This window comes from Anaerostipes faecalis, assembly GCF_018982945.1.
Classification (GTDB): Bacteria; Bacillota; Clostridia; order Lachnospirales; family Lachnospiraceae; genus Anaerostipes; species Anaerostipes faecalis.
In genome coordinates this window covers 1-26,667 of record NZ_JABRXE010000010.1, presented here as the reverse complement: position 1 = coordinate 26,667, position 26,667 = coordinate 1, and the positions used below count along the sequence as shown (strand labels likewise).

The following is a 26,667-nucleotide window of genomic DNA, read 5'->3' as shown; positions in this document are numbered from 1 at the left end:
GGCGCAAGTCCACTCTTATTGTTTGTGTTGAGACAGGAATGCCTGAATGCAGGCGGAAACAAGGCATAGAAAGGATTGATATTTTGGCAAAACGTACAGAAATTGAAGCAAAGGTTGAAAAGATGGTTTTACCTATTATTGAAGAAAATCATTTTGAACTGGTAGATGTTGAATATGTGAAAGAGGGAGCTAACTGGTATCTTCGTGTATTTGCAGATAAAGAAGGCGGTATCAATATCAATGATTGTGTCTTGATCAGTCGTGCTCTGGAAGAAAAATTAGATGCAGATGATTTTATCGAGGAAGCTTATATTCTGGAAGTAAGTTCTCCAGGACTGGGACGCCCGTTGAAAAAAGAAAAAGACTATATTAGAAGCATTGGCAAATCTATTGACATAAAATTGTACAAAGCTATTGATAAGCAAAAGGAGTTTACAGGAATACTGAAAGAGTATTCCAGTGAACAAGTCGTAATTACTATAGAAGATGAAGATGTTACATTTGAAACCAGGAGTATTGCAAGTGCTCGTTTGTCGTTAGATTTTTAAAGGAGGAAAAAGGAAAATGAGTGAATTAATTGCAGCGTTAAATCAATTAGAAAAAGAAAAAGGTATTGATAAAGATGTTATCATGGAAGCCATTGAAAATTCTCTGCTTGCTGCATGCAAAAGAGATTTTGGAAGTGCTGATAATGTAGTAGTAAATATGGATCGTGAAACAGGCGATATTTACGTTTATGCAGTAAAAGAGGTAGTTGATGAGGTGGAAGATCCTGCACTTGAAATCAGTCTTGCCAAGGCAAAAGCAATTGATATGCATTATGAGTTAGGTGATCACATAAGAATCGAAATTACACCAAAAGATTTTGGGCGTATTGCTGCCATGCATGCAAGAAGTGTTATCGTTCAGAAGATTAAAGAAGAAGAAAGAAGAGTTGTTTACGATCATTTCTATTGTAAAGAAAAAGATATCGTTACAGGTGTTGTTCAGAGATATGTTGGTGATAATGTTAGTGTCAGCCTGGATGATAAGACAGATGCACTTTTAATGAAATCTGAGCAGATTAGAGGAGAAGTATTTAAACCGACAGAAAGAATTAAACTGTATATTGTTGAAGTTAAAGAAACCAGTCGTGGACCTCGAATTCTTGTATCCAGAACACATCCTGATCTTGTAAAAAGGCTGTTTGAAAAAGAAGTTGCAGAAATCCAGGATGGAACAGTGGAGATTAAGAATATTGTCCGTGAAGCCGGATCCAGAACAAAGATGGCTGTATGGTCAAATGATGAAAATGTTGATCCTGTAGGAGCATGTGTTGGTTTAAATGGTGCTCGTGTAAATGCCATCGTAAATGATTTAAAAGGTGAGAAAATTGATATTATCAACTGGAATGAAGATCCTTGTATTTTCATTGAAAATGCATTGAGCCCATCAAAGGTTGTCTCTGTAGCAGTGGATGTCGAAGAAAAAAGTGCAGAAGTTGTTGTGCCGGATTATCAGTTATCTCTTGCAATTGGTAAGGAAGGACAGAATGCACGTCTTGCAGCACGTCTGACAGGATTTAAAATTGATATCAAGAGTGAATCACAGGCTCAGAAGGAATCTGCAAAAGCAGTTTCTGAAGATATGAAAACAGAAGAATTACAGGATATTACAGAAGATATCGCAGAAGATATTTTTGACGAGGATATCGCAGAAGAAATTTTAGAATCTGAAATCGAAGAATAGACAGAAAGTGAAGTGATAAAATGAATCGAAAGGTGCCTACAAGAAGATGTATCGGCTGTGGTGAATCAAAAGAAAAAAGAGATCTGGTACGTATCGTTCGTTCAAAGGACGGAGATATTTCGGTAGACGCAACAGGCAAGAAGAATGGTCGCGGGGCATATATCTGTAAATCAACAGAATGTCTGAAAAAAGCGATTAAAACAAAAGGCCTGGATCGTTCATTTAAAACTGCGATACCGGAATCTGTTTATGAATTATTAGAAAAGGAGATGGAAGAACTTGAGTAAAGTACTATCTCTGCTTGGCCTTGCAGTCAGATCAAGAAATCTGGTCAGTGGTGAATTTGCTGTTTGCGAGGCTGTTCGGAAAAATAACGCATATCTGGTCATTGTTTCCAGAGATGCTTCAGATAATACAAAAAAAATGTATCGTAACTTATGTAATCATTATCAAGTACCTCTTTATGTCTGGTATGATAAAGAACAGCTGGGTCATGCCATTGGCAAAGAATTCAGAGTATCGGTTGCAGTAACGGATCAGGGTTTTGCTGATACCATCTGCAAACAACTTGATAAGAAAGAATCAATGGAGGTGTAATATATGGCAAAATTCAGAGTTTATGAAATAGCAAAAAAATTCGGAAAAGAAAATAAAGAAATCCTGGAGATTCTCAAATCCAATCATATAGATGTAAAAAATCACATGAGTACCATTGAAGATAGACAGGTAAAAATTGTTGAAAAAGCCCTGGCACCAAAAAAAGATAATAATGCACCAAAGAAACAGAATATAAAATCAAAAGCTCCAAAAAAAGAGAGTAAAGAGCAGACTAAAGAAAAAACTATGGAAAACAAAAAGAATTTTACAAAGAATGAGAATAACAAGTCTCAGAATAACGAAAATAAGAATAATAAAAACAATAAGAATAAAAAACAGGATGGCGGAAAGAAGATTTTAAGAAAAGAAAATCCTCAGAATTCCCAGAAATTTAATAAGAATAAAAAGAATAAGAAATTTAATAATAAAAATCAGCAGGAGCAGAAAAAGAAGAAAACTGGTCCAGGAGCTTTTATTAAACCTGAACCAGTAAAAAAAGTAGAGGTTGATCTGGATGCTCCAGTTAAAATTCCACCAACACTGACTTTAAAAGAATTTGCTGATGCATTATCTATTCCTGCCAACGATATTATCAAAAAACTGCTGATCAGTGGAGGCGGAATGCTGAATCTGAATTCTGAACTTGATTTTGACAGAGCAGAAGAAATCGCTTTAGAATTTGACCGTATCGTTGAAATGGAAGAACAGGTTGATGTAATCGAAGAAATTCTGAAAGACGATGAAGAGGATGATGAAGAAAACATGATCGTCAGACCTCCTGTTGTATGTGTTATGGGTCACGTTGACCATGGAAAAACATCTCTTTTAGATAAAATCCGTTCTACACATGTAACAACTGGAGAAGCAGGTGGTATCACACAGCATATCGGTGCTTATACTGTAGAAACAGCCAATGGACAGATTACATTCCTTGACACACCGGGACATGAAGCATTTACATCCATGCGTATGCGTGGTGCTCAGTCAACTGATATTGCAATTCTTGTAGTTGCAGCTGATGATGGTGTTATGCCTCAGACCATTGAAGCCATCAACCATGCAAAAGCAGCAGAAATTGAAATTATTGTTGCTGTAAATAAAATTGATAAAGAAAGTGCTAATATTGAGCGTGTAAAACAGGAAATGACTGAATATGAACTGATTCCGGAAGACTGGGGTGGAAGTACGATCTTCTGTCCGGTATCTGCTCATACAGGAGAAGGAATCGACGAACTTCTTGATATGGTATCTTTAACTGCAGAAGTACTGGAATTAAAAGCAAATCCAGATCGTAAAGCAAGAGGTATCGTTTTAGAGGCTCAGCTTGATAAAGGACGTGGACCTGTTGCAACTGTTCTGGTTCAGAAAGGTACCCTTCATGTTGGTGATGCAATTGCCGTGGGAAATGCACATGGTAAGGTTCGTGCCATGATCAATGACAAAGGAAAACGAATTAAATCTGCCGGACCTTCAACTCCTGTAGAAATCCTTGGTTTAAGTGAAGTACCTTTTGCGGGAGAAGTTTGTATGGCAATGGATAATGAAAGAGAAGCAAGATCTGTTGCTGAAAAATTCATTGCATATGGACGTGAAAAAATGCTGTCTGAAACAAAAAGCCAGCTTTCTCTGGATGATCTCTTTAATCAGATTCAGGCAGGTAGTGTAAAAGAACTGAATATTATCGTAAAAGCAGACGTTCAGGGTTCAGTAGAAGCTGTCAAACAGAGTCTTACAAAGCTTTCCAATGATGAAGTGGCAGTTAAGGTTATTCATGGTGGAGTAGGTGCAATCAATGAATCTGATGTAATGCTTGCTTCAGCATCCAATGCGATTATTATCGGATTTAATGTTCGTCCGGAACCGGCGGCAAAAGATGCTGCTACAGCAGAAAAAGTTGATTTACGTCTGTATCGTGTCATCTATAATGCTATTGAAGATATTGAAGCAGCAATGAAAGGTATGCTGGATCCTGAATTCGTGGAAAAAGTTACCGGTCATGCAGAAGTTCGTCAGATTTTCAAAGCTTCCGGAGTTGGTACAATTGCAGGTTCTTACGTTACCGATGGAAATATTCAGCGTGACAGTTCAGCAAGAGTCATTCGAGACGGCATTGTTGTTCACGAAGGAAAACTGGCATCTATCCAGCGTGGTAAAGATGCGGTAAAAGAAGTTCGTAATGGATTTGAATGCGGACTGGTTATGGAAAACTTCAATGATATCAAAGAAGGTGACCAGATTGAAGCCTTCATCATGGAAGAAGTTCCAAGATAAATCCTGAAAAGAGGTATAATTATGAGAAAAAACAGCATTAAGAATACTAGAATCAATGGCGAAGTTCAAAGAGAACTGAGCCGAATTATCAGCAGAGAAATTAAAGACCCGAGAATTGCGCCAATGACATCTGTAGTTGATGCAGTTGTTACATCTGATTTAAAGCAATGCAAGGTATATATTAGTGTTTTGGGAAGTCAGGAAGAAAAAGAACAGACAATGGAAGGATTAAATAGTGCGGTAGGATATGTCCGACGTGAACTGGCACACTCCATTAATCTTAGAAATACACCGGAAATCACATTTATTTTAGATGACTCCATCGAATATGGTGTAGAAATGTCAAGAAAAATTGATGAATTAAATCGTTAGGAGCAGACATGAGCCATTTTATCAAACAGATTCATTCTGCTAAGACAATTGCCATAACAGGCCACATCCATCCGGATGGGGACTGTATCGGCAGCTGCCTTGGTCTGCGACAATATATATTAGATCATGACCCAAACAAGCAGGTTGATGTATATCTAGAATCAGTTCCTGCAGAATTTTTATTCTTAAAAGGAGCGGAAAATATTTTTTTAGAACCGCAGGACAAAGAATATGACTTGTTTTTTGTACTGGATTGCAGTTCTGTAGATCGATTTGTTCCTTTTGCCGATATGGCAGATAAAGCAAAGACTCTTTTTTGTATTGATCATCATATCAGCAATCAGGGTCTAGGCGATTTTTGCCTGGTTGATTCGCAAGCAAGTGCTACCTGCGAAGTGTTGTGTCAGATATTTGATATGAACGAAATATCTCTTTCTTGTGCAGAATGTCTTTACACAGGCATTGTGCATGATACAGGAGTTTTTAAACATTCCAACACAACAAAAGCAACTATGACATATGCAGGTAATCTTTTGGAAAAAGGTGTGAATTGTTCGAAAATTATAGATGAAACTTTTTACCAGAAAACATTTGTACAGAATCTTGCTTTAGGAAAAGCGTTATTAAACAGCAGTCTGGAAGTTGACGGGCAGATTATTGTTTCCTTTTTGACTCGGGAAAATCTAACGGAAATTAGTGCTTCATCTGCAGATTTAAATGGTATCATCGATCAGCTGCGTATTACAAAAGGTGTGGAAACAGCAGTATTTTTATATCCGCTGACACCAGAAAGTTATAAAGTCAGTATGAGATCTAATACAAAAGTAAATGTATCTTCTATTGCACAGGAATTCCAGGGAGGCGGACATATCCGTGCTGCCGGATGTACTATGCATGGAACAATTGAAGATATAAAACAGCAGATAATATCCAGAATACAGCAACAGTTATAGAGGTTTATATGTTAAATGGAATTATAAATGTTTATAAAGAACAGGATTTTACTTCCCATGATGTGGTTGCAAAATTGAGAGGTATTCTTCATCAGAGAAAAATTGGTCATACAGGAACTCTTGATCCTAATGCGACAGGGGTATTGCCGGTATGCCTTGGAAGAGGAACAAAGCTATGTGATATGCTGACTGCTACAAAAAAGCAGTATAAAGTCACTTTTATTTTTGGAAAAGAAACGGATACAGAAGATATCTGGGGAACGGTTACAAAAACATTTGAAGAGAAAGTTTCCGAAGATCAGATTGAAGATACGATTCTTTCTTTTGTTGGAGATTATATGCAGATACCTCCAATGTATTCTGCAAAAAAAATTCAAGGGAAAAAACTATATGAACTTGCCAGGGAAGGTAAGACTGTAGAGAGAAAGCCTCAGCTGGTGAAAATATATGATATATGTGATATTGTAATTGACTATCCGCAGGTAACAATGACAGTAACCTGCAGTAAAGGAACCTACATTCGAAGCCTGTGCAGGGATATAGGTCATAAGCTTCATAATGGAGCATGTATGACGGAACTGATTCGAACAAAATCCAGTGGTTTTTCCATTGAAAATTCTCATACACTGGCAGAAATAGAAGAAATAATGAAAATTGGAGATATTGAAAATATCATTATTCCAGTAGAGCGGGTTTTCTTAAATTATCAAAAAGCTACGGTAAAAAAGAATCATTACAAATTATTGTACAACGGAAATCCCTTAAAGTATTCATGCTTTCATGAAAGCAATATTGATACTGGAAAGAAAATTCGTGTTTATGATGAAGAAGAACATTTTATTGGAATATACTACTGGAAAAATAATCTGTTCTTTCCTGATAAAATTTTTTATTCTGGTGAATAAAAACCCTTCACGGGGATTGTACACGGTGTGCAAAGACAGACAGCTTAAAGCTAACGAGAGGAAATCATGGAATACATTCATAATACAGAAAAATTTCAATTTCATAATACGGTTGTTGCTCTTGGAAAATTTGACGGAATACATAGAGGGCATCAGTTGATTTTTGATCAGTTGTTAAAATATAAAAAAGAGGGGTATCTGGCAACAGTTTTTTCTTTTGACCGTCCCCCTGCTAATATGTTGAAACATAAAGATATTAGTGTAATATATACACACACAGAAAAATCAAAGCTTCTTTCTCAGTATGGAATTGATGTTTATATTGAACATCCATTTACAGATGCATTTTCTCATCTTTCTCCAGAGGACTTCGTAAAAAAAATACTTTTGGAAAAGACAGGAATGAAAATACTCGTGGTAGGGGATGATTGTGGTTTTGGATATAAACGTCGAGGAAATGTTGAACTTCTTGAGAAAATGTCTAAGGAATATAATTTTAAATTAATTGTTATTCCAAAGTTAGAAATGGATGGTGGAATCGTATCCAGTACAAGAATCAGAACCTTGCTAAGAGAAGGGAAAATTACTGAAGCCAACAAACTTTTAGGGGCACCATTTGTAATTTATGGACCGGTGGTTCATGGAAATCATATGGGAAAAGATATCCTTGGAATGCCTACAGCCAATCAGGTTCCTGAAAATGATAAGCTGCTTCCTCCAAACGGTGTCTATGTCTCACGAGTAAAATATAAAGATAAAATTTATATGGGTATCAGCAATATTGGTACAAAGCCAACCATTGAAGGAAAGAAACATATGGGCGTTGAGACATATATTCTTGATTTTCATAAAGATATTTATCATAAAAATCTTAGGGTGGAATTACTATATTATAAGCGCCCTGAGATGAAATTTGATTCTTTAGATGCACTAAGCCAGCAGATGCACAAAGATGCGGATTTCGCAAGAAAATACCAAATGACGGATTTATAAAACAATTGTTGAAATTGACCATTTTGGTTGTGCTATTTCAGAGAATAATGTATAATATACACAAGAAGTAATGACTTGATTTTACCCTTTTTGGGGAAGGGAGCGATTAATATGAGCACAAAAACAATTATTACCATTGAAAGACAATATGGAAGTGGAGGTCATTTGATCGGACAAAAACTGGCTGAAGAACTGGGAATTCCATTTTATGATGGTGAGTTAATTAAAGTAGCAGCAAAGGAAAGTGGTATATGCGAAGAGATTTTTGAGAGTTTTGATGAAAAACCAACAACAAGTTTTTTATATTCTTTGGTTATGGATCCATACTCACTAGGATATAACTCTAATTCTTTTGATTTGCCATTGAATCATAAAGTATTTCTCGCAGCCTTTGATACGATCAAAGATATTGCTTCAAAAGGACCATGTGTATTTGTAGGTCGATGTGCTGATTATGCATTAGAGGATTTCGATAATTGTCTGAGCGTATATATTCATGCACCATTTGAAGATAGAATCAAACGAATTGAGGAAGTATATGAGATTCCATCTGGAAAAAGCAAGGAAGCACTGTTAAAGAAAGATAAACAGCGATCCAGTTACTATAATTACTACAGTTCTAATAAATGGGGAGATGCAAAATCTTATGATTTATGTTTAGATAGTAGCTATCTTGGTATTGATGGAGCAGTAGAACTTATAAAACAGGTTATCAAGATGAAAGAATCCGAATAATTGAATAATTTAGAGCGACTGATGTAGGATCAGGGTATGAGGAGAAGTATATTATGAGTCATACGGGAAATTCAAATAATAAGAAAATCATTGATCCTGATAAGACAAAGGAACTTCAAAAAGACTGGCAGGGTTATGGAAAATCAATGACCTATTTTGGCCTGGTCGTACTGGTTATTTTTATAGTATCTGTTCTATATCATCTTTTATTCTAAATTGATATTATAGTACGTCATAGAGAGGCTGTTGCACTGATTTTATAATTCAGTGTAACAGCCTTTTTCTCTTTTTAATAAACAAAGAATCCCGGCTGCTTGTATTTTGAAACAACCTACCATATAATTATAGCAGATATTATAAATAAGATTGGAGTCTGATATGAATACTTTTTACGGAATTATGCTTCCTTTTCTGGGAACAATTCTTGGTGCAGCATGTGTTCTTTTTATGAAAGGAACCTTACATTTTAAAGTACAGAAAGCATTGACTGGTTTTGCAGCAGGGGTAATGGTAGCTGCATCTATATGGAGTCTTTTGATCCCGGCAATGGATCAATCTCAACATATGGGAAAATGGTCTTTTCTTCCTGCCGGAACTGGATTCTGGATTGGAATTTTGTTTCTGCTTTTTTTAGATCATATCATACCTCATATTCATATGAATAGTGATGATATAGAAGGACCTAAGACAAACCTTCCCAAAAATATGATGATGCTTTTTGCAGTCACACTGCATAATATTCCTGAAGGAATGGCAGTTGGAGTGGTATATGCAGGATTGCAAACAGAGAATGCTCCTATATCTCTATTGGGAGCTCTTGCATTATCCATTGGAATCGCAATACAGAATTTCCCGGAAGGTGCTATTGTTTCCATGCCTTTGAAAGCAAACGGGTTAAGCCGGACAAAAGCTTTTTTATATGGGGCTTTATCCGGTGCGGTAGAACCAGTTGCAGCACTGGTTACGATTGCTGCATCAAAATTCATTATTCCATTGCTTCCATATCTTCTTAGTTTTGCAGCAGGAGCCATGATGTATGTTGTAGTTGAAGAATTAATACCAGAAATGTCAGAAGGAAAACATTCAAACATAGGTACTGTATTTTTTGCAGCAGGATTTGTACTTATGATGATCTTAGATGTGGCATTGGGATAAAAGGAATTGAAAAAAATCAATAAATACTTATTGACATATACCCCCCACAGGTATAAGATAAATATACCTGCAGGGGGTATATCAGATGAGGGATGACTCCCGCCTCTGTAGGCGGTGAGCAACAATTATGTATCAGTGGCGGGTTTCAATCCCCATCTGATATACGCTCCGCGAGGATGCGCAGGAATTCGGATTGGAAGTATGTCTGCTATGCAGACCCGAATTCCGCGCCAAGACTCGGGAGCGAGTCTTGAATGTGTTTGGAGGTGATAGGGTCTTATGGAAGAAAAATTTGAGAATTCATGTTGTTTAAAATCAACCCAGCGTTCTGAGGAGGAGCAGAAAAAACTGATTCATCGCCTGAATCGAATCGAAGGTCAGATTCGAGGAATTAAGAAAATGATTGAGCGTGATGCTTATTGTACAGATATACTGACACAATCTGCTGCCGTAACTGCTGCAATGAATGGTTTTAACAAAGAATTATTAGCACGTCATATTCGTTCCTGTGTTGCTGATAAAATCAGAGAAGGTAATGACGAAATAATTGATGAACTTTTGGATATACTAAAAAAATTAATGAAATAGTATGATTTTACAGAAGGAGTTTAAGTAGAAATGAAACAATATACAGTAACCGGTATGAGCTGTGCTGCCTGTAGTACACGGGTGGAAAAAGCAGTTTCTAAAGTTCCAGGGGTTACATCATGTTCTGTAAGTCTACTGACCAATTCTATGGGAGTGGATGGGAATGCATCTCCAGAAGATATTATTCTGGCTGTAGAGGAAGCTGGATATGGAGCTTCTCTTAAGGATAAGAATTCTGATTCCATACAGTCAGCCTCAAGACATGATGATTCTTTAGACGATAAAGAAACCCCTGTGTTAAAAAGAAGACTGATGGCATCTCTGATCTTTTTGATCATTTTGATGTATATTTCCATGGGACATATGATGTGGGGATGGCCACTTCCTTCCTGGCTTCAGGGAAATCACATAGCCATGGGCTTATTACAGCTTTTATTGTCAGGAATTATCATGGTGATTAATCAGAAATTTTTTATCAGTGGCTTTAAAAGCCTTTGGCACCTGGCACCAAATATGGATACACTGGTTGCCCTTGGATCTGCAGCTTCGTTTATTTACAGCACCTATGCATTATTTGCTATGACAGATGCCCAGGTCAAGGGAGATATGACTGGTGTCATGCATTACATGCACGAGTTTTATTTTGAATCTGCAGCTATGATCCTGACATTGATCACTGTAGGGAAAATGCTGGAAGCACGTTCAAAGGGTAAGACAACGGATGCGTTGAAAGGCTTAATGCAGCTTGCGCCAAAAACAGCTGTTATTATAAAAAACAATAAAGAAATGACGGTTCCTGTTGAACAGGTTAAAAAAGGGGATATTTTTGTTGTCCGTCCTGGTGAGAATATTCCGGTGGACGGAGTCATCATGAAAGGAACTACAGCGGTAGATGAAGCTGCTTTAACAGGAGAAAGCCTTCCGGTGGATAAACAAGAGGGAGATTTAGTATCTGCAGCTACGGTAAATCAATCTGGTTATATTCATTGTGAGGCAACCAGGGTTGGAGAAGATACCACTTTGTCACAGATTATCAAAATGGTCAGTGATGCTGCCGCTACCAAAGCACCAATTGCTAAGATCGCAGATAAAGTTTCCGGAGTATTTGTACCAGCAGTTATTGCTATTGCATTGATAACGATAATCATATGGATGCTTACCGGGCAATCCTTTGGCTATGCGCTTGCAAGAGGAATTTCTGTCCTTGTGATCAGCTGTCCTTGTGCTCTTGGATTGGCAACACCGGTAGCGATCATGGTGGGAAATGGTGTTGGAGCTAAAAATGGTATTCTTTTTAAAACTGCTGTATCCCTGGAAGAAGCCGGAAAAGTTCAGATTGTTGCTTTGGATAAAACAGGAACCATAACAAGTGGTGAACCTAAAGTAACCGATATTCTACCGGCAGATGGTTTTACAGAAAAAACTTTACTGGAAACTGCATTGGCTCTGGAAAAGAAAAGTGAGCATCCTCTTGCAAAAGCGATCATAAAAGAAGCAGATGTTCTTCAGTTGTCTGCCAAAGAAGTGACAGATTTTAAAGCTTTGCCAGGTCATGGGTTATCTGCTGTATCGGAAAACGAAATCTTATTGGGTGGAAGCCTTAAATTCATTTCAGAGAAAATCCATATAGAAGATTCTATAAGGCAAACAGCATATAAGCTGGCTGAATTAGGAAAAACGCCATTATTATTTATGAAAGGTGAACAACTGGCTGGTATTATTGCCGTTGCAGATGTAATCAAAGAAGATAGTCCTCAGGCAATCGCTGAACTTCAGAATATGGGAATTCGTGTTGTTATGCTTACCGGAGATAATGAAAGAACTGCAAAAGCCATCGGTTCTCAAGTCGGCGTGAATCATGTCATAGCAGGCGTTTTACCGGATGGAAAAGAAAGTGTCATAAAATCCCTGCAAAAAGAAGGAAAAACTGCAATGGTAGGAGATGGAATCAATGATGCACCGGCACTTACCCGTGCAGATATTGGAATTGCAATTGGGGCTGGTACAGATATCGCCATTGACGCAGCAGATATTGTATTAATGAAAAATGAATTGAGAGATGTTCCTGCTGCCATTCGTTTAAGCCGTGCATCTCTTCGAAATATCCATGAAAATCTATTCTGGGCATTTTTCTATAATGTGATGGGTATTCCTTTGGCAGCAGGTGTGTGGATTCCACTTTTTGGATGGAAATTAAATCCAATGTTTGCAGCCGCTGCCATGAGTTTATCAAGTTTTTGTGTGGTATCCAATGCTCTGCGCTTAAATTTATTCAGATTATATGATGCCCATAAAGATAAAAAAATAAAGAATAACAAAAAAATAACAAAAAAGGAGAAAACATTTATGAAAAAAACAATGAACATTGAAGGAATGATGTGTCCACACTGTGAAGCCACAGTAAAAAAAGTATTAGAATCTCTTCCAGAAGTAGAAGAAGCAGTCGTAAGCCATAAAAACGGAACTGCCGTTTTAACTTTAAATAAAGAGATTACCAATGAAGTACTGAAAGAAACCGTTGAGGAGCAGGGTTACAAAGTTCTTGCGGTACAATAAAAAAGAAAATAAGAAAAGAAAGAAGTCTTATGTTAGATTTCTTTCTTTTCTCTTAAAACAACTTTTCCTGCTGCCTGACGACGTCTTGTATCAGACATGGCTGCGTAATGTTTTCTTGTAGTATTGACATCAGAGTGACCTAAAACCTCTGCAACCAGATAAATATCATCTGTTTCCTGATAAAGAGCCGTACCATAAGTACTGCGAAGTTTATGAGGAGTGATCTTCTTTAATGGAGTTACTTCTTTTGCGTACTTTTTAACCAGATTCTGGACTGCCTGTACACCAATCCTTTTTCTTTGCATGGAATAAAACAGTGCATCTTCATGTCCTTCTTTTGGAATGATGTGACTCCTGCTACCTTCGATATATTGCTCTAGTGCATCTGCAACTTCATTACCAAAATAAACGGTCATTTCTTTACGTCCTTTTCGGATCAGATGTAACCCATTGTTTCGAAAATCAATATCATCCAGGTTCAGACCAACTAATTCCGATACACGGATACCGGTACCTAACAGTAATGTGATAATGGCAAGATCTCTTTCTTTTGTTTTTTCATAATAAGCTTTTTTCTGACCGGTCAGATGGTCACCCCCGTGTTCAACAAAGTCCAGAAGGGAAGCAACTTCATCTGCCTCCAGACGGATGATCTCTTTTTCACGGATCTTAGGCATATCGATCAGTAAAGTTGGATTTTTTTCAATCAGCTGACGCTTGTAAAAATAGGCATAAAAGGAACGGAGAGCGGACATTTTACGAAATACACCCTGTTCGGTATTCTGCATATGCTTATCATCATTTTCATATACTTTTAAATACTCCATATATTCTTCCAGATCCACAGATTCTATACGATCCAGATCAGAGACTTTAAAGTCAGTTATCTTATAATTTTTATAAACCGGATTTTCATCCATTAAAAAATGAAAGAAAACTCTCAGATCATAGGCATATGCAATCCGCGTACGAACCTGTGTAGTGGAATCAATAGCCCGAAAAAATTCTTTTGCAAATGGTGGTAATGTTTTGATCAATTCTCTTAATTTTATGGTCTGTTTTGCAGTTAGATCATCGTAGTATGTTAAAGGCTTCATTATATGATTCCTCCAGTCTTTCGTTTTTTCTTTTTATCATAGTATAACATAAAGAATGATAGAACAAATCATCAAATTGTATTATAATAAGAGAAAGAAGATCAGTTGTATCAGTGAAAATCCAAACCTTTTCAATTACTTATTATTTAGCATATACAAATATGCAGAAGGAGGAAGTTATGAAAAATAAAAATGCTATGTACAAATTAAGTTATGGTCTGTTTGTTCTTTCCGCGAAAAATGGAGAAAAGGATAATGGCTGTATTGTAAATACAGTGCAGCAGGTGACCACATCTCCTAACCGTATTCTTGTAGCAGTTAACAAAGGAAACTTTACCCATGATATGATCATGGAAACCGGAACTTTTAACGTTTCAATTTTATCAGAAGAAGCCACGTTTGATACATTTAAACATTTTGGATTCCAAAGTGGAAGAGATGTAGATAAACTGGAAAAATTTGATGATTATCAGCGTGCTGATAACGGTATTATATATCTGACAAAAGGTGCTAATGCATATTTATGTGCCAAAGTATTCCATTCCATCGATATGGGAAGTCACACACTATTTCTTGCTGATGTGACAGATGGTGATGTTCTTAATGATACAGAATCTGTAACTTATGCATATTATCATAAGAATATCAAGCCAAAACCGGAAAAAACCAAAAAGACAGGATGGAGATGTAAAATCTGTGGTTATGTATATGAGGGAGAAGAACTTCCGGCAGATTTCATATGTCCTATCTGCAAACATGGAGCTGAGGATTTTGAAAAGATATCTTGACATTTAAAATCAGATAATTTATTATATATTCAAACAAAGCAAAGACGTTCTGTTAATCTAACAGAGCGTCTTTTTTATTATAAAAAAGACGTTGTTACGCTAAAGTGTAAAAGTCTTTGCTAATTACAAAAAAGGAGGCAGATATATGGACAAACTGGTTCAATTTAAAGATGAAATAAATCAGCTGCTTGCACGATATGGCGTGAAATTCGGCATCTATAAAAACAATGAATTTCATGAGCAGCTATTTCCTTTTGATCCTATTCCAAGAGTAATTGAACATGAAGAATTTCTAGAACTGGAAAAAGGACTGATACAAAGAGTAAATGCATTAAATTGCTTTCTGCTTGATATCTACACAGAACAAAAAATTGTAAAAGATGGTGTAGTACCGGAAGAATTTATTTTTGCTTCTCCTGGTTTTTTGGCAGAATGTCAGGGAATCGTTCCTCCTGAAAATATTTTTGCTCATATTGCAGGAATTGATCTTGTAAAAGGAAAGAATGGTATCTGGTATGTATTAGAAGATAATCTAAGAGTTCCATCAGGAGCTTCTTATCCAATGATTGCCAGAAACTTATGCAGAAAGGCAAGCCCGAATACATTTCGTGAAAACGCTGTAGAAGATAATCGAAATTATGGTTCTCTGCTTCGTAAAGTCATGGATGATGTAAATACCGGAGGTGTTAATGTTGTATTTACACCTGGAAGATACAATGCTGCGTTTTTTGAACACTCTCTGCTGGCAGAAAAAACCGGATCTGTTCTGGCTTTTCCAAATGATCTGGAAGTACAGGGTGACTATCTTTACTATAAAACATACAGCGGTGTAAAACAAAAGGTTGGAGCGATTTATCGTCGTATATCCGATGATTTCCTGGATCCAATGACATTCCGTGAAGACTCACTGATTGGTATACCTCATATCATGGATGTATATCGCAAAGGAAACGTTGCTTTAATCAATGCTCCTGGAAATGGAATTGCTGATGATAAAGGTATTTACTATTTTGTACCAAAAATGATAGAATACTATTTGAAGGAAACACCAATTCTTCATAACGCACCTACATATCTTCCATTTTTTGAAGAAGATCGGGATTATGTCTTGAAAAATTTTGAAAATCTTGTTATTAAAGATGTTGCAGAAGCTGGTGGATACGGAGTTGTTTTTGGTAATAAATTAACTCCGGAAGAAGCTGTTACCATGAAAGAAAAGATTAAATCTGAATCCAGACGTTTCATTGCACAGGAAGTTATTGATTTTCAGGATATGGAAATCGTTGATGGCGATTCCATTGTTGAAAGAAAAGCAGATTTACGTGTTTTTGTGTTATCAGGAAAAGAAACAAAAGTATGGAAGAGCGGATTGACACGTTATACCAGAGATCCAGATTCTTTTGTTGTTAACTCATCTCAGGGAGGAGGTTTTAAAGATACATGGATATTATCTCAGTAGTTGAAATGAATCACATATACTGGCTTGGACGTTATACAGAACGTGTTTATACAACCATTCGTCAGTATTTTGAAGGAAATGACCGGATGATTGAAGATCCGGGATATTATATTACATATTGTAACAATTTCACAATACCAAACTGCTACGAATCAGCAGAAGATTTTACGCAAAAATACGTTTTTGATGAAACAAATCCGGATTCCATCATTTCAAATTTGGAATATGCATATGATAATGCTATCGTTCTTAGACATAGCCTTGGAACAGAAACATTATCTTATATGGAACTGGCTGTGAATCAGCTGAAAAATTCCAAAGGAAGTTCTGTCATGATGGTAGACTTGCAGAAAGTTCTGGATTATATATTGGCATTCTGGGCATGCATCGATGATTATATCGATAGTGACCAAATTCGCAGCGTTATCAAAATCGGTCGTCACGTTGAGCGTCTGAATTTATATCTGAGACTGCGAATGGATCATGAGCAGCTGATCAAACCTTTTCATATGCTGGTTGCGCGACTGCGCAGAGGATATATTGAATATGATAAAGATGCAGTTGATCACCTGGGAATGATCGTTACATCCAAGGATGATATTGATTATATCGATGCGGTTCAGACAAGTGAAGCAATTATTAAGGAGAAATATCGTTGCATAATTTAAAATTTTCTTATGAACAGAAAATTCATTTTCAAGAAGCAGTGAATCGGCATCAGTTCGCTTATCGTTGTACTCCCAAAACAGAACCAAGACAGGAAATCACAGATTTGCATGTTGAGGTTACTCCATGTGATTATTGGTCCTTTGGACAAGATGGTTTTGGAAACAAAACCATCTATGGGACTATGACAAAGCCGCATCGGGAATTTTATATCTGCGTCTCAGGGACTGCCAGGGTAGACTGGAGGATTTATGACGGAGATCAGCATTTCTTAAATCTTCTACGAACACAAACGCCCTTGACTGTTCCGGGACCTTCCATGCTAAGCTATTTGGAACGAATCGCCCCCTATGTAAATAAAAAAATAAGAGATTATGGAAAAGCCTGTGAAATTATGGATTGGACTTATGAGTACTTTAGCTACACAAAAGGTGTAACAGGTATTTATACGACAGCCGAACAGGCTTTTACTTTTGGAAAAGGTGTTTGTCAGGATTATGCACATGTGATGATCGGCATGTGCCGTTATTTTGGAATTCCGGCACAATACATTTCAGGGGCCATGATTGGAGAAGGATTTTCCCATGCCTGGGTAGAAATATTCAGTGATGGAAAATGGTACGGGTTTGATCCTACCAATCATCTTCTTGTGGATGATATGTATATCGTATTTGCCCGCGGACGGGATAGTTCTGATTGTGTAATAAACAAAGGAACTTATTTCGGTCTGAGTCAGGAGGCACAAGAAATAAAAGTATTAGTGGAGGAAATCAAATGATACAGACAGTAGCAACGGCCCCGCTTCCGGCGGCCGAAAATTATATTGTAAAGAAACAGCGTTTACAGCCAGAAACATTATCTGGAACCGAAAAAAGAATCAGTGTTGTAACAGGAATTCATGGCGATGAACTGGAAGGCCAGTATGTATGCTATGAAATCCAAAGGAGAATCAAAGAGCATCCGGAATTACTGACAGGGATTGTTGATATTTATCCGGCACTTAACCCTCTTGGAATTGATTCCATTATAAGAGGAATTCCTCATTTTGATTTGGATATGAATCGTATTTTCCCTGGGAACAGTGAAGGATCCATGGCGGAATATATCGCATCTGAAATTATTGATGATGTCAAAGGTTCCGATTTGTGTATTGATATTCATGCAAGTAATATTTTTCTTCGTGAAATACCGCAGGTTCGGATCAACGAGCTATGTGCAGATACACTGGTTCCTTTTGCAAAGCGATTGAATATTGATTATATATGGGTTCATGGTGCAGCAACTGTATTGGAAGCAACCTTTGCTCATTCTCTTAATACCATCGGAACTCCTGTTCTTGTTGTGGAAATGGGGGTTGGAATGCGTCTGACAAAAGATTATTGCAATGAGCTGGTAGATGGTATTTTCGTAGAAATGAAAGATCTGGGAATCTGGCAAGGTGACGTTATTGAACCAAAGAAAGCAATTGTTTCTACCGATGGAGAAGTCCACTATCTTAACGCTGAATATGCAGGTGTCTTTGTTCCAACAGTGGAACACTGGACTTCTGTAAAAAAAGGTGATAAGATTGGTGAAATAATTAATCCTTTAGAAGGTGTCATCAAAGAAGAAATCTTCTCAGACTGTGATGGGATTTTATTTACTCTTAGAGAATATCCAATTGTAAGTGAAGGATCGTTACTTGGAAGAATTCTGGAAAGAAATGGGGCAGCGTCATGAAGAAAGTACAGTTATACGAATTAAAATCATTATATAGAGATTCTTTAGAAATATTTGGCTATCAGTTTGGTGGCAATGAAAAAACAGTCTGTATTGTTGGAGCAATCCGTGGTAATGAAGTACAGCAGCTTTATATGTGTTCAAAACTGGTTCATATTTTAAGTCTTCTGGAAGAAAGAGGGCAGATCAATAAAAAATTGGGAATTATGGTAGTACCATCTGTAAATCCATATTCCTTAAATACAAATACACGATTCTGGGCAACAGATAATACTGATATTAACCGTATGTTTCCAGGATATGACCTCGGAGAGACAACGCAAAGAATTGCAGGTGGATTCTTTAAACAGGTAAATGATTATAAATATGGTATTCATTTTACAAGCTTTTACCTGGAAGGGAACTTCACTCCTCATGTAAGGATTATGAAAACCGGATTTGAGGATGCCGAACTGGCGAAAGAATTTGGCATGCCTTATATCATGTTAAGAAATCCAAAGCCTTATGACACCACGACATTAAATTATGAATGGCAGTTTTGGGGCACGAAAGCATTTTCTGTTTATACTCCTGGTACGGATCGTATTGATAAGAGCCAGGCAAACGAAGGTATCAATGCTGTGTTACGTTTCCTTGCCAGCCAAGGATTGATCAATATATATCAGGATGGAGGATATCGTTCCAGAATTATTGAAGAAAGCGAACTTGTAACTGTTCGTACTAAAAAATCTGGAATTCTCTTCTTAAGTAAAAAATGTGGAGATCATATTCGTGAGGGACAGATCATGGGAGAAATTCTGGACACCTATGAAGGGAATGTCATCGAACAGATTACGGCACCTTGTGGCGGTAGAATCTTTTACCATGGTTCTAATCCATTGATTTATTCCAATACTGCAGTGGTAAAAATCATTCGTGATCCGGAGGCAGAATATTTTCAACAACAATAGGATGTTGTCCCTATTACTAAGATATAGTATTTGCCGGCAGTGAAATAGCTGCCGGTGTTTTTATTGTATAAGAAATATCAACGATAAAGGATGATTTATTATGAATATTATTTTAACAGCAATCAATGCCAAATACATTCACTCTAATCTGGCAGTTTACTGTCTTCGTGCCTATGCAAAACCATATAAGGAAGACATTCAGATAGCCGAATATACCATCAACCAGCAGATAGACGATATGATAATGGATTTATACAAAAGGAAACCGGATATTCTATGTTTTTCCTGCTATATATGGAATATCGAATATGTAGAACGTGTTCTCAGGGAAATAAAAAAACTTTTTCCATCTTTACCTATATGGCTGGGCGGTCCGGAGGTTTCCTACGATTCCCATAATGTTTTAGAACGACTCCCAGAGGTAACTGGAGTTATAAAGGGGGAAGGGGAACAGACCTTTCTGGAAGTCATGGGTTATTACCATGGAAAAATTCATGATTTATCTGAAATTGATGGTATTACTTATCGGAATCAAGATAAAATCATAGAAAATCCCTGGAGATCCGTGATTGATTTAAGCAGTGTTCCATTTGTCTATGATCATATGGAAGATTTTGAGCATAAAATCATTTATTATGAATCCAGCCGTGGCTGTCCTTTTTCCTGCAGTTATTGTTTGTCTTCGATTGATAAATGTCTTCGTTTTCGGAATCTTTCTCTGGTAAAAAAAGAACTGCAATTTTTTATTGACCATAAAGTTCCCCAGGTAAAATTCGTAGATCGAACCTTTAACTGTAATCATCAACATGCATTGGAAATCTGGCGCTTTATAAAAGAACACGATAATGGTATTACCAATTTTCATTTTGAAGTGGCAGCAGATTTACTTAATGAAGAAGAATTGACATTAATATCAGACATGCGTCCGGGGCTGATTCAGCTGGAAATAGGTGTTCAGTCAACAAATCCAAAGACTATTAACGAAATCCATCGAAAAATGGATTTTCAGAAGGTTGCCAAGATCGTTGACCGTATCAATGCTGGACATAATATCCATCAGCATTTGGATTTAATCGCAGGTCTTCCTTATGAAGATTTGGAAAGTTTTCAGAAGTCTTTTAATGATGTATATGCTGTAAAACCAGAGCAGTTACAGCTTGGCTTTTTGAAAGTTTTGAAAGGTTCTTATATGGAACAGCAAAAAGATGCCTATGGATTAGTTTTTAAAGACATCCCGCCATATGAGGTTTTATATACGAACTGGCTTCCATATGATCAAATGTTGATTCTTAAATCCATTGAAAATATAGTGGAAATCTATTATAACAGCGGACAGTTTTCTTATACAATGAGATATCTGGAACATGAATTTTCTTCAGCTTTTGAAATTTATCGGAAATTGGGAGAATTTTATGAATCAGAAGGTTATCATAAAATGAATCATTCCAGAATATCACGTTATGAAATTTTATTTCAATTTATTAAAAGACATAGTTCAAAAGAAAAACTGCCATTTTATCAGGAACTTCTGACATTTGATTTGTATTTGCGGGAAAACATAAAAAATCGTCCTGATTTTGCAGGAGAATATTCCATAGGAAAAGAAGAATTATATTATTTATATGATGAAGTTTTGTCAAAGGATCCGGTGTTAAATGTATATGCAAAAAAGAATATGCGTAAAATGATGCATATAGAGAAGTTCCATTATGCAGTCCATACAGATGGCAAGCCGGCCGAAACCATTTTATTGTTTGATTATCTGGAACGAAATCCGTTAAATCATCAGGCCAAAATCATTTCTGTGAAATAAATTTATTTTTTATGTGGAGTGCCGCATTATGGTCTTGATCTAATACAAAACCGCAGTCACATTTCATAAATAGCACCACAGCAATGACAGATTTGGCTTGATGGAAATCACTTGACTTAAAAACACCTGGATATCCTTATCCATAGGAAAATTAAACGGTAAGATACATATAGTTTTCTCCTTTCGTAGACTCGGAGTCAGGACTCCTGTATGTATTCTAAATCTGACGCCAGAAAACCCACACTAACTTAATGCCATTGGTCTAAAGACCATGGGTTTTCTGGCTGATACATTATAAACCAATTTTTTTCGGAAAGAGGGAAGGAAATAATAACTAAAAATAATACCTTTTATTGGTAAATATGTAGCGAAAATACATATATAGTTGAAGTATATTTAGCCAATTGTTATAATAAATATAGTATATTAAAAATGGAAATGAGAAAGGGGGGAATGTATGGGAAAAAGTCTAAAAATGATGATCTGCTGTTTTTTGTCGTTCGCTCTGATGTTTACATCTGTGGAATGGTCAGGAATTTCAGATTTCTGTAGGAAGGTCTATGGAGCAGACACAGGTAATGTAGGATAGAAAACCGCCCTTGAGGCGGAAAGCACAAAAAATTCAACCACATTTCGGCTTCCAGACGGAAAGAAGAAGACGGTCTTCTATTCTCAGGACGTCCGATTTGAGAATGAGGAAGGAAAACTTGAAGATTATGATCCAAGTTTGATAAAGATTCAGGATTCAAAAAGCAAGCAAGGGAAGGATCTTTCTGGTTATCAGTATGAGAACAAAGCTGGAGATAAGAAGCATTATTTTCCAGAAGAGTTGACACAAGAGACTCCTGTGCTCATGGAAAACGGAAAGTATGAGATTTCCTTCGCTCCAATCTATGGTAAGCAAACAAAGACCAACAATCAGGCAGAGACTGTGGAGCAGTCGTTACGAGCAGCGGAGGACGCTGTAGAAGGGGTATCCGTTGAAACATCAAAACAGGAGAAAACAGTGGATGTAAATAGGGAGTGTAATTCGGCTTTTTTCTCCATCAATCAACTGGAACGGTCGGAAGTAGAAGATGAGAAAGTATTGACAGCGGAAGACACAAAAGAAGATCTTCCGGTCAAGGTATCCTATGTATCTAAGGATCAGGGAGTGGACTTTAGCTATCAGTCTCTGGATACTGGGATCAAGGAGACCATCACTCTATCAGAAAAACCAAAAAGTGGACGGATGACATTCAAATTTTATGCCAAAGGTTTGGAAATTAGGGAGAATGCACTTGATGGAGGTATCACGCTGATCGATAAGAAAACGGACGATATCATTGCGTCTTTAGAAGCACCAAACATGAACGATGCCACGGGAAATGCCTATAGTGAAAAGGCATGTTATGAGGTGGAAAAGGCCGGAGGGGAAGAGGATACGTATATCTTGACACTGGTAGTAGATGAGGATTATCTAAAAGACAAAGACCGGAAATATCCAGTGGCGATCGATCCTACAGTCACATGGAAGGGATCCACGGATTTCTGGGATGTCTATGTGATTAATGGAAGTTATAAGGATACCAACTTTTATGACAGTGGTGTCACGGTGATGATGGCAGGAAATGCTAAACAGGGAGTTTATCGTACCTATCTGAGGTTTAAGGATTTTACAGCAAAGATCAAAGGAAAATATGTAGAATCTGCCACCCTTACCATGTATGAGACCGGGAATAGTCAGAGTTCACAATCGATCCAAGCCAGAAGAGTCACATCTAACTGGTCGAGACCAGGACTCACATGGAGCAACCGACCAGGATATTCAACGACATATGGAAGTGTGATAACGACAGGGACAGCTCATAAAGCAAGGAACATCAACCTGACATCCTATGCAAGGGACTGTGCCAGTGGGTCTATCACATCCTATGGGGTCATGCTTCGCAATGCAGATGAGACCAAAAGTTATGGACAGTTCTACAGTTCCCGTGCATCCAGTACCAGTTACCGCCCCAAAATGAGTGTTACATATTATGATGGACCGACAACACCGGAAGATGCTTTCGTTACACCGGAATATTTAAGGAAAGGAAATATGTTGACGGCACATTGGAAAGGAATTATTTCCAAATCCTTAAACCGTGTAGAATATAGGGTCGCGACCTATGATCCAGTAAAGAAGCAGGAAATCAATTCTTCGTATCGAAAATATGACGATTCAACGAAATTGGATACGGGACCTTCTGGGAGTAAGATAGTAACGGATAGCAAGAACTGGGCAGAAGGGTGTTATAAATTTGTTATCCGTGGAGTGGATAACGGAAAGATTGCAGGTGTTGGAAAAGGCGATATTTTTTACATTGATGGCACAATCCCGGTACTTTCCAATGTTAAGGTCCTTGGAGACGGGACGACAGAAACAACGGAAGATGCACCATCCAGTGATGGAAGCCCAAAACTTTCCTATACATTGAAGGAGACTTATCCGGATAAGGTTCTCTACAGTCTGGATGGCAAAACTTATCTTAATCTGCCATCCGATGGCAATATCCCGGAGGAAACCTTTAAGGGCAGCGGAGAATATACCATTTTTGTAAAAGCGAAAGATAAAGCAGGAAATGAAAGCAGTATTGTGAAGGCAATGTATCATTATATCGATAATTCAAAGGCATCGGATTATCAACCAACAGATGGAAAGGCTATCAAATCTTATGGAAAGGCTGTTATTTCATGGAAACAGGCTCAGGAGACCTTGCCGGGAAGCATCTATTATGAAGTACATCGTGGAAGCACGGAAGATTTCACGCCAAGTGATAGTACTCTGATCCAGAGTGCTATCAAAAATACATACTGTGCAGATACAAAAGCTGGGGACGGAAAAACCTACTATTATAAAGTCCGGGCTGTAAAGCTTGCTAAAACTGGAAGAGTACTGCAAACTAGTACTACCGTTTCTGCAGGAGGAATCAGACAAGATCAAAAGAGCGAATACGAACAGTATCTTGGAAGCAAAGATTACCGAGATACGGCAGAGATCTCCACACCGAACGGCAGCGGAGCCATCGATAAAGCCAGCGGTAACCTGACTTATGCAGTAGATGATTTTGATATCTCTGTGGGACAGATGGGACTGTCCCTTACCCGGACTTATAACAGCCAGACAGATAAGGCGGGAATGCTTGGAAACGGATGGTATGACACCTTCCACAAACAACTGTACCAGGTCGGAGACGATATTGTCTTCCAAGATAGTGACGGGACCTATGTAACCTTTGAAAAAGACGGCGATTCCTATGTATCCAAAGAGACCAAAGACTATGTGTTAAAACTGGAAGACATCACAAACGGCGGTTTTAAAGAAGTATCTCCAAATGAATCCAGTGACCTGGTACTGGCAAACACCGGGGAGACGGAAGAAGCATACCAGCCGAGCCACAATGTAACCGTCGCCGGGGAAGACGGGACCAAAGAAAAAGAGAAGGAAACTTCACAAAAGACGATCGCTGTGGCCTGCACCCTGACAGATAAAAATCATACGGTCTATAAGTTTGATGCCAATGGATTTTTGACGGCACAGGAGGACGCCAACGGAAACTATCTGCTTTATGAGTATGACAAGACCGGACGTCTGGACCGTGTAACGACCAGCAAGAATCAGGTTCTTTCCATGGAATACAACGACCAGGACTTGCTGAAAGAAATTTCCCTGCCGGATGGCACCAAGATGGACTATGTCTATGACAACACCGGAGATCTGACGAAAGCAGAGCATCAATCTTTTGATGGAACTCAGTCTGTCAGTTATCCGTATACCTACGACAGCAATGGATGGCTGACCGGAATCCAGGATGCCAAAGGAAACAGCTATCATATCTCTTATGAAAACAACAAAGCTGTGAAATTTACCAAACCAAATGGGGAATATGAGCAGATAGCCTATGGAGACGGAACGACATCGGTATCTTCTCATAAAAGTGACGGGACGGAATTATCGAAAGATTCCATCACCTATGAAAAGAATACCGGGAAGCTGCTATCTGCGACCAATGTTAGTGGAATCAAGACTGCATACAGTTACGGAGATGCTTCCAATCCGTTCCAGCAGACAGGAACAGAAACGAAAGTGTTCTATCAGGACCTGGCAGATGGAACCGTGAAATTTTTATCAGATGCCAAAGTGACGACGACCACGGCCTATGATGCCAATGGAAATATTACAAAAGAAGTGGATGAGACCGGCGAGACCACGACGACAACGTACGGAACCGGGGATGAGAAAAATCTTGTGCAGACCGCAGTCACGACCAACCGTGACGGAGACAAGGTGTCTGATCTCACCTATGATTATGATGAAAATGGAAATACCACGCTGGAGTATGAGGATGCCAAATCTGCAGACAGCAAAGGAGTGTTGGTATCCAAGACTGTCAGCGAACTGGAAGAAGCAGATCATGAAGTAGAAGAATCCAGTACGGTGACACAGGGAAGTGTGGAAGAAGTTTCCACGACCCAGTATGATGCCATGGGCCGGGAGACAGAAAGTACCGATGAGAATACCGGAGAGGTGACAAAGACTTCCTATGATTTCATGGGACGTGCGATCAAGACTGTGAAAACACTGGACGGGAACAGCCAGACGGAGACCAAAGTTTATGATGCCAATGGAACAATCACATCCGAGACTTCCAGTGCAGGTGTCACGACAGCTTATGTTTATGACAGATTAAACCGTGTGGTGGAAACAAAAGAAACTGCAGACGGGACCACAAAGACGACAGAAACTGCGTATGGATATGCGGATGCCCAAATCCATACGCTGTCCGGCACAAAAGTTTATAAAGATCTTTCGGTGGAAACAACGACAGTGAATGGGATGATATTGTCAATATTGGTTTACACTTTTTTCTCAAGGATGTTCAACCTATGCTGCCTCCCGTAATGAATCATAGTACTGTTGACGCTTAATCATCGGAAGCAAACCACCATTAGCAGAACAGATTCTCCGGTTATTCCAGTAGCTCATGAAATATCTCCAGATTAGTGTTTTCAGTTCATCTGTAGTCATCTTCTCCGTATCATAACGGTCATATAACCGTTCGGATTTCATTCTGGCCCACATGCTTTCGCAGCGGGCATTGTCATGGCATCTTCCACCTGCTCTGTTCATGCTTTGCTGAATGCCATATTTATAGATCGCTTCCCGGTAAATTCGGCTGGTATACTGGCTCCCTCTGTCACTGTGGATGATTGCTCCCCGCAGATCCGGATAGGCTTTGCTGGCATTTTCCAGTGTTTGTACACATAACGGGGCTTTCATGTTTGTATCCATTGCCAGTC

General features: G+C 38.1%; 25 protein-coding genes. 23 read left to right on the top strand and 2 right to left on the bottom strand.

Annotated features, from left to right (window positions below; all coding sequences use genetic code 11):
* The first annotated feature begins 83 nt into the window (after positions 1-83).
* The 14 genes from rimP (at position 84) to KTB61_RS10460 (ending at position 12,853) form a co-directional block, all read left to right on the top strand.
* Positions 84-548 (top strand): ribosome maturation factor RimP, encoded by a 465-nt coding sequence (rimP, locus tag KTB61_RS10525; protein WP_075760486.1) that lies wholly within the window; start codon positions 84-86, stop codon positions 546-548.
* Between the two features lie 16 nt (positions 549-564).
* The gene (gene nusA, locus KTB61_RS10520) at positions 565-1,728 is read left to right on the top strand and encodes a transcription termination factor NusA (RefSeq protein ID WP_075758566.1); all 1,164 of its coding nucleotides are present in this window, start codon (positions 565-567) and stop codon (positions 1,726-1,728) included.
* 20 nt (positions 1,729-1,748) lie between these two features.
* On the top strand, positions 1,749-2,015 hold the full coding sequence (rnpM, locus tag KTB61_RS10515) for an RNase P modulator RnpM (protein WP_075758567.1): 267 nt from the start codon (positions 1,749-1,751) through the stop codon (positions 2,013-2,015).
* Positions 2,008-2,325, top strand: a complete 318-nt coding sequence (locus tag KTB61_RS10510) for a L7Ae/L30e/S12e/Gadd45 family ribosomal protein (protein WP_075758568.1) — start codon at positions 2,008-2,010, stop codon at positions 2,323-2,325. The genes rnpM and KTB61_RS10510 overlap by 8 nt, the downstream gene beginning before the upstream one ends.
* A gap of 3 nt (positions 2,326-2,328) precedes the next feature.
* Positions 2,329-4,596 (top strand): translation initiation factor IF-2, encoded by a 2,268-nt coding sequence (gene infB / locus KTB61_RS10505; protein ID WP_216697458.1) that lies wholly within the window; start codon positions 2,329-2,331, stop codon positions 4,594-4,596.
* A 21-nt stretch (positions 4,597-4,617) separates the two neighbouring features.
* The gene (rbfA, locus tag KTB61_RS10500) at positions 4,618-4,968 is read left to right on the top strand and encodes a 30S ribosome-binding factor RbfA (RefSeq protein ID WP_075758570.1); all 351 of its coding nucleotides are present in this window, start codon (positions 4,618-4,620) and stop codon (positions 4,966-4,968) included.
* An 8-nt stretch (positions 4,969-4,976) separates the two neighbouring features.
* Complete coding sequence (locus KTB61_RS10495; protein ID WP_216697457.1) at positions 4,977-5,921, top strand: DHH family phosphoesterase; 945 nt, start codon at positions 4,977-4,979, stop codon at positions 5,919-5,921.
* A gap of 8 nt (positions 5,922-5,929) precedes the next feature.
* Positions 5,930-6,826, top strand: a complete 897-nt coding sequence (gene truB, locus KTB61_RS10490; protein WP_216697456.1) for a tRNA pseudouridine(55) synthase TruB — start codon at positions 5,930-5,932, stop codon at positions 6,824-6,826.
* A gap of 66 nt (positions 6,827-6,892) precedes the next feature.
* Positions 6,893-7,819: a bifunctional riboflavin kinase/FAD synthetase gene (locus KTB61_RS10485; RefSeq protein WP_075758573.1), complete on the top strand. Its 927-nt coding sequence runs from the start codon at positions 6,893-6,895 to the stop codon at positions 7,817-7,819.
* 111 nt (positions 7,820-7,930) lie between these two features.
* Positions 7,931-8,554 carry a cytidylate kinase-like family protein gene (locus KTB61_RS10480; RefSeq protein ID WP_216697455.1) on the top strand — a complete coding sequence of 208 codons (624 nt, stop codon included), beginning with the start codon at positions 7,931-7,933 and terminating at the stop codon, positions 8,552-8,554.
* 53 nt (positions 8,555-8,607) lie between these two features.
* Positions 8,608-8,769 (top strand): hypothetical protein, encoded by a 162-nt coding sequence (locus KTB61_RS10475; RefSeq protein ID WP_216697454.1) that lies wholly within the window; start codon positions 8,608-8,610, stop codon positions 8,767-8,769.
* Between the two features lie 163 nt (positions 8,770-8,932).
* Entirely contained in the window at positions 8,933-9,709 is a 777-nt protein-coding gene (locus tag KTB61_RS10470; protein WP_075758575.1) for a ZIP family metal transporter, read from the top strand.
* 279 nt (positions 9,710-9,988) lie between these two features.
* Positions 9,989-10,297, top strand: a complete 309-nt coding sequence (locus tag KTB61_RS10465) for a metal-sensing transcriptional repressor (RefSeq protein WP_075758576.1) — start codon at positions 9,989-9,991, stop codon at positions 10,295-10,297.
* 30 nt (positions 10,298-10,327) lie between these two features.
* Positions 10,328-12,853, top strand: a complete 2,526-nt coding sequence (locus KTB61_RS10460) for a heavy metal translocating P-type ATPase (protein ID WP_216697453.1) — start codon at positions 10,328-10,330, stop codon at positions 12,851-12,853.
* Positions 12,854-12,885: 32 nt separating this feature from the next.
* Here the strand turns inward: KTB61_RS10460 and KTB61_RS10455 are convergent, their stop codons facing one another.
* The gene (locus KTB61_RS10455) at positions 12,886-13,950 is read right to left on the bottom strand and encodes a tyrosine-type recombinase/integrase (RefSeq protein ID WP_075758578.1); all 1,065 of its coding nucleotides are present in this window, start codon (positions 13,948-13,950) and stop codon (positions 12,886-12,888) included.
* A 179-nt stretch (positions 13,951-14,129) separates the two neighbouring features.
* Between KTB61_RS10455 and KTB61_RS10450 the strand changes: the two genes are divergently transcribed.
* From KTB61_RS10450 to KTB61_RS10415, 9 genes are all read left to right on the top strand, one after another.
* Positions 14,130-14,738 carry a flavin reductase gene (locus KTB61_RS10450; RefSeq protein WP_075758579.1) on the top strand — a complete coding sequence of 203 codons (609 nt, stop codon included), beginning with the start codon at positions 14,130-14,132 and terminating at the stop codon, positions 14,736-14,738.
* Between the two features lie 145 nt (positions 14,739-14,883).
* Positions 14,884-16,197: a circularly permuted type 2 ATP-grasp protein gene (locus KTB61_RS10445; RefSeq protein WP_216697452.1), complete on the top strand. Its 1,314-nt coding sequence runs from the start codon at positions 14,884-14,886 to the stop codon at positions 16,195-16,197.
* Positions 16,179-16,865 (top strand): alpha-E domain-containing protein, encoded by a 687-nt coding sequence (locus KTB61_RS10440; RefSeq protein WP_075758581.1) that lies wholly within the window; start codon positions 16,179-16,181, stop codon positions 16,863-16,865. Before KTB61_RS10445 ends, KTB61_RS10440 begins: the two co-directional genes overlap by 19 nt.
* Positions 16,853-17,641: a transglutaminase family protein gene (locus KTB61_RS10435; RefSeq protein WP_216697451.1), complete on the top strand. Its 789-nt coding sequence runs from the start codon at positions 16,853-16,855 to the stop codon at positions 17,639-17,641. Before KTB61_RS10440 ends, KTB61_RS10435 begins: the two co-directional genes overlap by 13 nt.
* On the top strand, positions 17,638-18,582 hold the full coding sequence (locus tag KTB61_RS10430; protein ID WP_216697450.1) for a M14 family metallopeptidase: 945 nt from the start codon (positions 17,638-17,640) through the stop codon (positions 18,580-18,582). The genes KTB61_RS10435 and KTB61_RS10430 overlap by 4 nt, the downstream gene beginning before the upstream one ends.
* Positions 18,579-19,532 (top strand): M14 family metallopeptidase, encoded by a 954-nt coding sequence (locus tag KTB61_RS10425; RefSeq protein WP_075758584.1) that lies wholly within the window; start codon positions 18,579-18,581, stop codon positions 19,530-19,532. The genes KTB61_RS10430 and KTB61_RS10425 overlap by 4 nt, the downstream gene beginning before the upstream one ends.
* A gap of 100 nt (positions 19,533-19,632) precedes the next feature.
* A complete protein-coding gene (locus KTB61_RS10420) occupies positions 19,633-21,345 on the top strand; it encodes a B12-binding domain-containing radical SAM protein (RefSeq protein WP_216697449.1) in 1,713 nt (570 codons plus the stop codon).
* Positions 21,346-21,802: 457 nt separating this feature from the next.
* Positions 21,803-21,934 carry a hypothetical protein gene (locus KTB61_RS13155; protein ID WP_269145785.1) on the top strand — a complete coding sequence of 44 codons (132 nt, stop codon included), beginning with the start codon at positions 21,803-21,805 and terminating at the stop codon, positions 21,932-21,934.
* 138 nt (positions 21,935-22,072) lie between these two features.
* A complete protein-coding gene (locus tag KTB61_RS10415) occupies positions 22,073-26,269 on the top strand; it encodes a DNRLRE domain-containing protein (protein WP_216697448.1) in 4,197 nt (1,398 codons plus the stop codon).
* On the opposite strand, the gene KTB61_RS10410 is transcribed toward KTB61_RS10415, so the two are convergent.
* The coding region (locus tag KTB61_RS10410) for a DDE-type integrase/transposase/recombinase (RefSeq protein WP_216697447.1) at positions 26,252-26,667 on the bottom strand (416 nt) is incomplete at its 5' end. The genes KTB61_RS10415 and KTB61_RS10410 overlap by 18 nt on opposite strands.

What these genes read in the sequence shown, in the direction of transcription:
- KTB61_RS10470 (WP_075758575.1), top strand. Translation starts at nt 8,933, where the DNA reads ATGAATACTTTTTACGGAATTATGCTTCCTTTTCTGGGAACAATTCTT.
- rnpM (WP_075758567.1), top strand. Translation starts at nt 1,749, where the DNA reads ATGAATCGAAAGGTGCCTACAAGAAGATGTATCGGCTGTGGTGAATCA.
- KTB61_RS10430 (WP_216697450.1), top strand. Translation starts at nt 17,638, where the DNA reads ATGATACAGACAGTAGCAACGGCCCCGCTTCCGGCGGCCGAAAATTAT.
- rbfA (WP_075758570.1), top strand. Translation starts at nt 4,618, where the DNA reads ATGAGAAAAAACAGCATTAAGAATACTAGAATCAATGGCGAAGTTCAA.
- KTB61_RS10460 (WP_216697453.1), top strand. Translation starts at nt 10,328, where the DNA reads ATGAAACAATATACAGTAACCGGTATGAGCTGTGCTGCCTGTAGTACA.
- KTB61_RS10475 (WP_216697454.1), top strand. Translation starts at nt 8,608, where the DNA reads ATGAGTCATACGGGAAATTCAAATAATAAGAAAATCATTGATCCTGAT.
- KTB61_RS10480 (WP_216697455.1), top strand. Translation starts at nt 7,931, where the DNA reads ATGAGCACAAAAACAATTATTACCATTGAAAGACAATATGGAAGTGGA.
- KTB61_RS10445 (WP_216697452.1), top strand. Translation starts at nt 14,884, where the DNA reads ATGGACAAACTGGTTCAATTTAAAGATGAAATAAATCAGCTGCTTGCA.
- KTB61_RS10425 (WP_075758584.1), top strand. Translation starts at nt 18,579, where the DNA reads ATGAAGAAAGTACAGTTATACGAATTAAAATCATTATATAGAGATTCT.
- KTB61_RS13155 (WP_269145785.1), top strand. Translation starts at nt 21,803, where the DNA reads ATGGGAAAAAGTCTAAAAATGATGATCTGCTGTTTTTTGTCGTTCGCT.
- KTB61_RS10455 (WP_075758578.1), bottom strand. Translation starts at nt 13,950, where the DNA reads ATGAAGCCTTTAACATACTACGATGATCTAACTGCAAAACAGACCATA.
- KTB61_RS10495 (WP_216697457.1), top strand. Translation starts at nt 4,977, where the DNA reads ATGAGCCATTTTATCAAACAGATTCATTCTGCTAAGACAATTGCCATA.
- KTB61_RS10465 (WP_075758576.1), top strand. Translation starts at nt 9,989, where the DNA reads ATGGAAGAAAAATTTGAGAATTCATGTTGTTTAAAATCAACCCAGCGT.
- KTB61_RS10485 (WP_075758573.1), top strand. Translation starts at nt 6,893, where the DNA reads ATGGAATACATTCATAATACAGAAAAATTTCAATTTCATAATACGGTT.
- KTB61_RS10420 (WP_216697449.1), top strand. Translation starts at nt 19,633, where the DNA reads ATGAATATTATTTTAACAGCAATCAATGCCAAATACATTCACTCTAAT.
- truB (WP_216697456.1), top strand. Translation starts at nt 5,930, where the DNA reads ATGTTAAATGGAATTATAAATGTTTATAAAGAACAGGATTTTACTTCC.
- KTB61_RS10450 (WP_075758579.1), top strand. Translation starts at nt 14,130, where the DNA reads ATGAAAAATAAAAATGCTATGTACAAATTAAGTTATGGTCTGTTTGTT.
- nusA (WP_075758566.1), top strand. Translation starts at nt 565, where the DNA reads ATGAGTGAATTAATTGCAGCGTTAAATCAATTAGAAAAAGAAAAAGGT.
- KTB61_RS10440 (WP_075758581.1), top strand. Translation starts at nt 16,179, where the DNA reads ATGGATATTATCTCAGTAGTTGAAATGAATCACATATACTGGCTTGGA.
- infB (WP_216697458.1), top strand. Translation starts at nt 2,329, where the DNA reads ATGGCAAAATTCAGAGTTTATGAAATAGCAAAAAAATTCGGAAAAGAA.